Raw genomic sequence first — 8,526 nt, 5'->3', positions numbered from 1 at the left:
TATGCTCGCCTGCCGGTAACGACTTAATGTTTGATGAAAGCTATTGTAAACAGGGTAGCGGCTTTGCCAATAAGATCTGGAATGCCTTTAAGCTTGTAAAAGGCTGGGAAGTTGATGAAAGCCTTGCTAACCCCAATGCCGTAGCCATTGAATGGTTTGGCAACAGGTTTAACCAGGCGCTTACCGAAATTGAAGCAAACTTTGCCCAATACCGTTTATCAGAGGCTTTAATGGATACCTACAAGCTGGTATGGGACGATTTTTGCGCATGGTACCTGGAAATGATCAAGCCGGCTTATCAGCATCCTATTGATAAGGCAACTTATACGGCTACTATTCAATTCTTTGAGAATATTTTAAAGGTATTGCATCCTTTTATGCCTTTCCTTACCGAAGAGTTATGGCATGATGAGCTATTTGGCGAACGTACCGAAACAGACTGCTGTATTGTAGCGCAATTACCCGTTATTGGGGAAATAAATTCACGCTTACTGGCTGAGGTTGAGTTAGTAAAAGACGCGGTTACTTCTATCAGGAATACCCGCAAAACAAAACAAATTTCAGACAAAGAGCCGCTCGAATTATTTGTTAAATCAAATTCAGGGATCAACTACGGGGAATATGCAGCTATTATTGCCAGGCTTGCCAACATCAGCAAGTTTGAAACCGTAGCTGATAAAGTTGAAGGAGCTATTAATTTCTTAGCTTCAACCGACGAATTTTATATTCCTTTCAGCGAAGAAATTGATCCGGTTGCCGAGTGCGCGAAACTGAAAAAAGAGCAGGAATACTTGTTAGGTTTCCTGAAATCGGTTAACGCAAAATTGGGGAACGAACGGTTTATGGCCAATGCAAAACCCGAAGTTATTGAGGTTGAGCAAAAGAAAAAGGCCGATGCCGAAGCCAAATTAACCATCATTGAACAGAACTTAGCAGCTTTGGCTTGCTAATTGCAGAACTTACAGGCTTTGCATAACAAGCTACCCTACAGTATTGTAGGGTAGCTTGTTGAAATTGCAGCGCCAATGTTAAGTTCTGAATATGAGTAATAAAGTAAGTTTTTTTAACTTATCGATCTATAAGATTTTGTCGAAGGAGCAATCGTTCCTTGACCAGGCCCGGATTCGTTTATTGTATTATGGGTTCTTCCTTATTTTTGTTGCCCTTGGCACTCTTTATCTAAGCGTTTATTTCCAAAACCAAAAAATGCTTGCCTATACCGCCCTGTTTTTAATGGGATCGGTAATCGTATTATTTAAATACTTAACCTGGCGGCCCGACTGGCGCGGTGCGGCGCATGCACTGCTTATTGTTGGCACCCTGGTTAATTCGAGCCTGGTTTATGCGTCAATGCAAACAGTAAACATCATTACTGTACAGGTAATTATTATTGTTATAGCATTCAGCTATTATATGCTTGGGCAGCAATGGGGGCTCATCTACTCGTTGCTTAACACAATACCGGTGTTAATATTCATGATCATTGAATATAACAGCGGGTACGTTATCGGTATCAAACCCAATAAAATTGATCAGTCTACCATTATCATCAGCCTGTTTGCCAATTTTATACTGCTCATTTTTATTCATAGTCATTTTTATACTGCTTTCTTAAAAAATATCAAGCACCTTAAAGATAGCAGCAAGGAGCAGGCCCGGCTTTACAATCAAATGGAAACGGCTATTGAAAAGGCAGAAAAATCGGCGCAGGTTAAATCGGAGTTCCTGTCAACCATGTCGCATGAGATCCGTACGCCCTTAAATGCGGTTATAGGGATGAGTAATTTGCTGATGATGAGCAGTCCGCGGCCCGATCAGCGGGAAAATCTTGAAGTGCTTAAATTCTCGGCCAACAACCTGCTGGCCATCGTTAATGATGTACTTGATTTCAGCAAAATTGAATCGGGAAAGGTGGTATTTGAAAATATCCGCTTTAACCTTGTTGAGCTGATGAACAATATTTGCGGCGGACAGATGCTGAAAGCCGAAGAAAAAGGCCTGCTGTTTAAGCTCGATGTTGATAGCTCGTTGAAAAATAAAGTGCTTTTTGGCGATCCTACCCGGATAACTCAGATCATTTTTAACCTGGTTAACAACGCTATAAAATTTACCCCGCAGGGAAATATATGGGTAAGAGTTACTTGCGTGGAAGACAGGCATAATACCGTTACTGTAAACTTTTCGGTGAGGGACACCGGTATCGGTATCGAAAAAGAAAACCTGGGCAATATATTTGAACCATTTACACAGGAGTCGTTAGCTACCACGCGTGAGTATGGCGGTACAGGGCTTGGCCTGGCTATCGTTAAGCGTTTGCTTGAACTGCAGGACCTGCAAATAACGGTTAACAGTACGATGGGGTATGGGTCTGAATTTTCATTCCATATGGAATTTCCGGTATCAACGGAGGTGGTGGCCGAAGTAGCGGCTGCCCCTGAGACTAAACAACCCGCACAAAACCCGCTGGCCTGTTTGCGCGTGCTAATTGCCGAGGATAATATGGTTAATGTGATGCTGATGAAGAAACTGCTGAGCAAGTGGAATATAAACCCAACCATTGCCGAAAACGGGGAGCGGGCGGTTGAATTTATGCAATACGGCAATTTTGATATCATATTGATGGACCTCCAGATGCCGGTGATGAACGGCTTTGATGCATCTAAAGAGATCCGTAAAATGGCCGATCCTAAAAAATCAGGCGTGCCTATTATTGCGCTTACAGCTTCCGCACTCTTTGATATCAAAGAACAGGTGTACGAAGCCGGTATGAACGATTACGTATCCAAGCCATTTAAACCGGATGACCTGTTGGAAAAGCTTAATAATTACGCTTTGAAAAAGGTAATGTGAGTTTGGTTGTATTTAAAATCTACGCCATTAAGGATTGTTGGTAACAACAATCCTTAATGCTCTTTTAATCACGTTATTTCATATTACTTTATTAAGCTTTTAGTTGCTTATACAATGCCATAAATGCAAGGAGTAGAGTTGTTGGTGACAACACCAACAACGGCTGGAGCGTAGCGCGGCAATCTCGTAGCCAATGCATGTCCGCCCTGTATAGCTACGGGATTGCCACGTCGCCCCAAGTGCTTTTGCCCGTGCCGCTTCTCGCAATGACATGGCATTGATTTTCTACTTATTCAATTTATCCCCTTCCTTAATCACAGCCTGGTTCACCTCCCTAATCCTTTCAGTATCCATTTTTTCAACGGCCCTGTCGTAGGTTAAAACGCCGTTTACTTCATGTTCAACGTCGGTGGTTTGGGTGTAAATGGCAACACTTAGCCCTTTGTATTTCATCAGCTGTTCCACTTCGTCGAGCAGAAAAACATAGCGATCGGTAAGCCTTGCTTTGGTGGGTTCGTAATCATAGGCATTGTTGTGTACAGGCCACATATGCCCGCGCACAAACAAGCCTACTCCGCCAAATTCGCCCAGTGAGGCGGCCCGGTGATCATCGGGAACGGAAGCTCCGTACGGGCCTACATAAATATGTGTATCCACATAATCGCCGTTGCCCGGGTCGCCGTAAGGCTTTTGGTAATCGGGATTATTATTAAAGCCCGAGTTGCCGTTAACCAATCTCGACGGATCATATTGTTTAACCCAGTTGGTGATGTTTTTTACATCAAAAGCACCCCAGTTTTCATTAAAAGGCACCCAGGTAATAATGGAAGGCGAGTTATAATGATCGTCGATTATCGCTTTTAATTCCTGCCTGTAAACGCTTCTGTTTTTTGTAGTATCTTCATTTTGATACCATATGGCGGGCATATCCTGCCAAACCAGCAATCCCATTTTATCGGCCCAGTAATAAAAACGTTGCGGCTCGGTTTTCATGTGTTTACGGATCAGGTTATAGCCTGCTTTTTTGGTATATTCTATATCAAATTTAAGAGCTTCCTCTGTTGAGGCTGTTAAAATCCCGTCGGGCCAGTAGCCTTGGTCGAGCAGGCCAAGCTGCATGATGAATTTATCGTTTATAAGCGGTCTGATCACCCCGTTAAGCTTGCCTAATTTAATATCACGCATACCGAAATAGCTTTTAACCTCGTCGGCCTCGCTGCCATCAGCATTATATAACGTAAGCTTCAGATCATATAAAAACGGCGAATCGGGCGACCATAAAACAGGGTTGTCAATCGGCAGATAGAAATATGAGCCACCTGTTGCGCTAACCTGCGAAACTTCTTTGCCATCGTTTAGCGCAACTGCTTTGATCTTGCCCGTACCCTCGGTATTAACAAACACTTTTAAACGTTTACCTTCCACATCTGGCAGCAGGCGGATATTTTTGATGTATGATTTGTTTACCGGTTCCAGCCAAACAGTTTGCCAGATGCCCGATGAAAAAGTATAATCGCCCCGCGGACCGTTTTTGCCTGATGGTGTTTTGCCGTCATTGGGATCATGAGCGGCAACAATGATAGTATTGCTGCCCTTTTTTAAGTAAGGCGTAATGTTAAAGCTGAACGAATCGTATCCTCCGGAATGTGACCCCGCTTTTTTACCGTTTGCAAAAATAGTGGCATCATGATCAACCGCTCCGAAATGAACAATAACCTGTTTGTTTTGCCATTTGGCAGGGATCTCAAAACTACGGCGATACCACATATTGATCTCCTGTTTGCGCTGTATGCCGGATAGAACAGATTCCGGGCAATAGGGCACCAATATTTTATCCGGTTTGCCTTCAAACGATGCAGGTGTTTCAGGTTTCAGGGAATTGGGTGCGTCTTTTCCTCCACGATAATCCCAATGCCCGTTGAGGCAAAGCCAGTCGTTACGCTGTAGCTGGGGCCTTGGGTATTCTGATAAAGGGACTTCGGCCTGTATGGCGGTATTTGTCCACTGTGTAGGGAGTTTTGCTTCCTGGGCAGATGCGATGAAGCTGCATACAATCAATGCTGAGATCAGGGCTATCGCTTTATTGTAAAGGTTCATAATGAGGTGTTATAATTGATGAGGTTATGCAGCCCAAAATAGGGAATAGATAACTGTTATCATAACATTTTATTGGAAAGGAGATGTTGTCTGAACTCGAATTTATTGAATTTGAATAATTTATGGAATGTGCATGGCATTTTCTGTTCATTCCCTAAATTCAATAAATTCGGGTTCAGATAAATTACCTCTTCACATACACCGGCAACTCTTCAATAAACCGGTAAGTGCATTTTTCGTGATCAATAGTACAGTAGTAATGCTGTAGACCGTTACTTACCGCCAACAGGGATACTTTATGCACCATGTTATATCTGGCAATCTGATCGAAGGTTTTTTGATCGATGGTTACTGAAGGGGCTTTGCATTCAACCATCAAAATGCGTTCGCCGCTGGAGTTAAACACTACAATGTCGGTACGTTTTTGCAGGGTGTTGAGCTTGAGGCCACCCTCCAGTTTAATTAATGAGCGCGGGTAGTTTTTTTGTTTGATGAGGTATTGTACAAAATGCTGGCGTACCCACTCTTCGGGCGTAATGATGATGGTTTTTTTTCGGATCTCGTCAAAAAGGGTCAGTGTGCCGTTATCGTCGCTTATTTTAAAAGGATAGGGTGGAAGGTTAAGCGGTTGGAGCATTTTTGAGAAGTCTGAAGTAGTAAGTTATTAGTCTGAAGTTGGGCCTCAAAATTAACAAATATATCATTGGGCATCCGTTAAATAAAAATACATTCCACTTTTGACTTTCGACTTAGTACTTTTGACTGCGAAATATGACTGCTGCCGAGATATTAAAGGACCTTAAGAACCGTAAGTTTAAACCACTGTACCTGCTGCATGGTGAGGAACCTTATTTTATAGATCTGGTTAGCAATTACGTGGAGCACCACGTGCTGCCCGAGCATGAGCGCGGCTTTAACCAAACCGTAGTTTACGGTAAGGATACCGATATCATGACCGTACTCAACGCCGCCAAGCGTTATCCCATGATGGCCGACTACCAGGTGGTACTGGTAAAAGAGGCGCAGGACATGAAATGGGGGAAGGACGATGACAACAAAAAAAGCATCGACCCGGTATTGAGTTATCTCGAAAACCCGCTGCCAAGTACCATTCTTGTTTTTTGCTACAAATACGGCAAGTTTGATAAGCGTAAGAAAACGTACAAAGCCATAGAAAAGAACGGGCTTATCTTTGAATCGGCCACGTTGTATGATAATAAGGTGCCGGCCTGGGTGGAGGGCTATGTAAGTGATAAAGGTTATAAAATGAACCAGCAGGGATCGGCCATGATTGCCGAGTACCTGGGTAACGATCTGTCTAAAATAGCCAACGAGCTTGAAAAGCTGATGCTGAACGTTAGCGCCGGGCAGGAGATCACCCTAAAGCACATCCAGGATAATATCGGCATTAGCAAGGAGTACAATGTGTTTGAGCTGCAAACCGCGCTTACAAAAAAGGATGCTTACAAGGTAAACCAGATCATCAATTACTTTGAGGCTAACCCTAAATCAAACCCTATTGTACTGGTTTTGGGTAACCTGAACAACTTTTTCAGTAAGGTGCTGGTATACCATTATGTAAAGGATAAAACCCCGCAAAACCTGGCTAAAGAGATGGGCGTTAACCCCTACTTTATTAAAGATTATGAGCAGGCTGCCCGTAATTATCCGCTTGGTAAAATTTTCCAGGTGATCAGCTACCTGCGCGAGTATGATCTGAAAAGCAAAGGTGTTGAATCAAATGCACCGCATGGCGAATTGATGAAAGAGCTGATGTTTAAGATATTGCATTGATCCCAAATTTCATTTAGCCTTTATGACCCTATCATCACAATCAAAAGCCAACCTTGCATCCAATCTGATCCGCGTTTCGGCAGTTTTGTATTTGGTTTATTATTACCTGAACGGAGGAAGGTCGGCAAATTTTAATCTTGCTTTAGCCACTTGTATTGCCCTGGGTATTTTACTTGTCCTCGCCCTTTTTATCAGGCAGGGGTATAAATGGGCCAAATGGGTATTACTGGGATTATTGATCTTAACCATAACGCCCGATCTTATAGGTCTTCCCTTTACCTTCAGAACAAACATTTATGCAGGTTGTATTGCTATAATAATTGACCTCTTACAAATAGGGGCGCTTGTTTTACTTTTTACGCCTGATAAAGAAGAGCCGCTTGCTGAAGAAGAAGTTGAAGAAGTATAAAAAGAACTCTCCAAAATCATTTCTAATTAATTAAATATCGTAACATTTTTGTTAACTGTAGCGTTGGTTAGTGTTTGACCGTATACACCCATTTATTCATTAAAACTTCATTTTAAGCCGGTATTGGCTGGTTTTTAGCCTGACTTTCCGTTGATCTGGTCTGTGTGTAATTGATTATTTACAATGTAACAAAATTCATCAGCCAATTAATTTCCTAAGTTCACTTATCCTAAGCAATATGTTAAGCTGATCAATAAGGCATACTAAATAAAAAAATTAAGGCATGATACTTTTATTTTGCGGATTATCAGGTGCGGGAAAAACTACTTTGGCAAAAAGTGTGGCCGCCGAATTAACAAGCCTGGGTATTAAAATTGAAATTATTGACGGCGATGAATATCGTGCGGCACTTTGCCGGGATCTGGGCTTTAGTAAACAAGACCGGAACGAGAATATCCGCCGCCTGGGTTTTGTAGCCAGTCGCTTCAGCGAGCAGGGCATAGTTACCATTGTTAGCGCTATAAATCCATACGATGATATCAGGCAGGAACTTGCCGAGAAATATGATCATGTAAGTATTGTTCATGTTGATTGCCCGGTTAACAAGTTGATAAGCCGCGATACTAAAGGCTTATATAAAAGGGCATTGCTGCCCGACGGGCATCCTGATAAACTAACCAACCTTACAGGTATTAACGATAGGTTTGAAGTACCCGTTAAGCCCGACCTGTATATTGATACCTGCAATTATACCATACAACAAAGTACCTCTTCACTGCTCTATTATATTATAAATAATCTGCATCCTGTTAAGCGGAAGAATAAAATACCAAGCTATTCCTGACAAATAAAAGGACGCTTAGAACTGATTTATGCAAAAAAGAGTACTGATCATTACCGGAATGCACCGTTCCGGCACCTCGCTTATTACCCAATGGCTAAGTAAATGCGGTCTGCAAACAGGCGAAAAACTTGTACCCGCCGGCAACGGCAATATTGAAGGGCATTTTGAGGATATTGAATTTTTAAAAATGCATGAGGAGATCCTGGCCGATCATAACCTACCCACAAGCGGACTTACAGTTGATCATGTGTCACAGTTTACCGTTTACGAAAAGGAAAAGCTTAAAAGCATCATTAAAGTTAAGCAACAGTTGTACGATCAGTGGGGCTGGAAAGACCCGCGAACCTGTCTCTTTCTGGATACATATAAAGAATTGCTGCCCGATGCCTGCTACCTGGTTATCCTGCGCGATTATCAATCGGTAGTGAGCTCGCTTTTAAGGCGCGAATTTAAGTGGGTGGACAATAAATATATGGCGCGTAAATATTTTTCAAGACTGATATGGAAGGCATTCAGGCGGGGGCGCCGTATG

8 protein-coding genes are annotated in these 8,526 nt (G+C 42.5%); 6 read left to right on the top strand and 2 right to left on the bottom strand.

Annotated features, from left to right (window positions below; translation table 11 throughout):
• On the top strand, positions 1–950 hold a 950-nt coding region (locus tag VF500_RS09365), incomplete at its 5' end, for a class I tRNA ligase family protein (RefSeq protein WP_330859426.1).
• A 136-nt stretch (positions 951–1,086) separates the two neighbouring features.
• The gene (locus tag VF500_RS09360; RefSeq protein WP_330859425.1) at positions 1,087–2,850 is read left to right on the top strand and encodes an ATP-binding protein; all 1,764 of its coding nucleotides are present in this window, start codon (positions 1,087–1,089) and stop codon (positions 2,848–2,850) included.
• Between the two features lie 285 nt (positions 2,851–3,135).
• Here VF500_RS09360 and VF500_RS09355 read toward each other — a convergent pair whose 3' ends face one another.
• Both VF500_RS09355 and VF500_RS09350 read right to left on the bottom strand, forming a co-directional pair.
• Positions 3,136–4,947, bottom strand: a complete 1,812-nt coding sequence (locus VF500_RS09355) for a glycoside hydrolase family 2 protein (RefSeq protein ID WP_330859424.1) — start codon at positions 4,945–4,947, stop codon at positions 3,136–3,138.
• 184 nt (positions 4,948–5,131) lie between these two features.
• Positions 5,132–5,584 carry a type I restriction enzyme HsdR N-terminal domain-containing protein gene (locus VF500_RS09350; protein WP_330859423.1) on the bottom strand — a complete coding sequence of 151 codons (453 nt, stop codon included), beginning with the start codon at positions 5,582–5,584 and terminating at the stop codon, positions 5,132–5,134.
• Between the two features lie 134 nt (positions 5,585–5,718).
• Between VF500_RS09350 and holA the strand changes: the two genes are divergently transcribed.
• The 4 genes from holA to VF500_RS09330 all read left to right on the top strand — a co-directional run.
• Complete coding sequence (gene holA / locus VF500_RS09345; protein WP_330859422.1) at positions 5,719–6,741, top strand: DNA polymerase III subunit delta; 1,023 nt, start codon at positions 5,719–5,721, stop codon at positions 6,739–6,741.
• 22 nt (positions 6,742–6,763) lie between these two features.
• Entirely contained in the window at positions 6,764–7,150 is a 387-nt protein-coding gene (locus VF500_RS09340; protein WP_330859421.1) for a hypothetical protein, read from the top strand.
• A 283-nt stretch (positions 7,151–7,433) separates the two neighbouring features.
• The gene (cysC, locus tag VF500_RS09335) at positions 7,434–7,994 is read left to right on the top strand and encodes an adenylyl-sulfate kinase (RefSeq protein WP_330859420.1); all 561 of its coding nucleotides are present in this window, start codon (positions 7,434–7,436) and stop codon (positions 7,992–7,994) included.
• A gap of 28 nt (positions 7,995–8,022) precedes the next feature.
• Positions 8,023–8,526, top strand: a 504-nt coding sequence (locus VF500_RS09330) for a sulfotransferase (protein ID WP_330859419.1), incomplete at its 3' end; no start/stop codon positions are given.

The organism is Mucilaginibacter sp. (assembly GCF_036383575.1).
In the GTDB taxonomy this organism is placed as follows: domain Bacteria; phylum Bacteroidota; class Bacteroidia; order Sphingobacteriales; family Sphingobacteriaceae; genus Mucilaginibacter.
The sequence above is the reverse complement of the archived record's forward strand: the minus strand, read 5'-3'. Positions and strand labels throughout refer to the sequence as shown.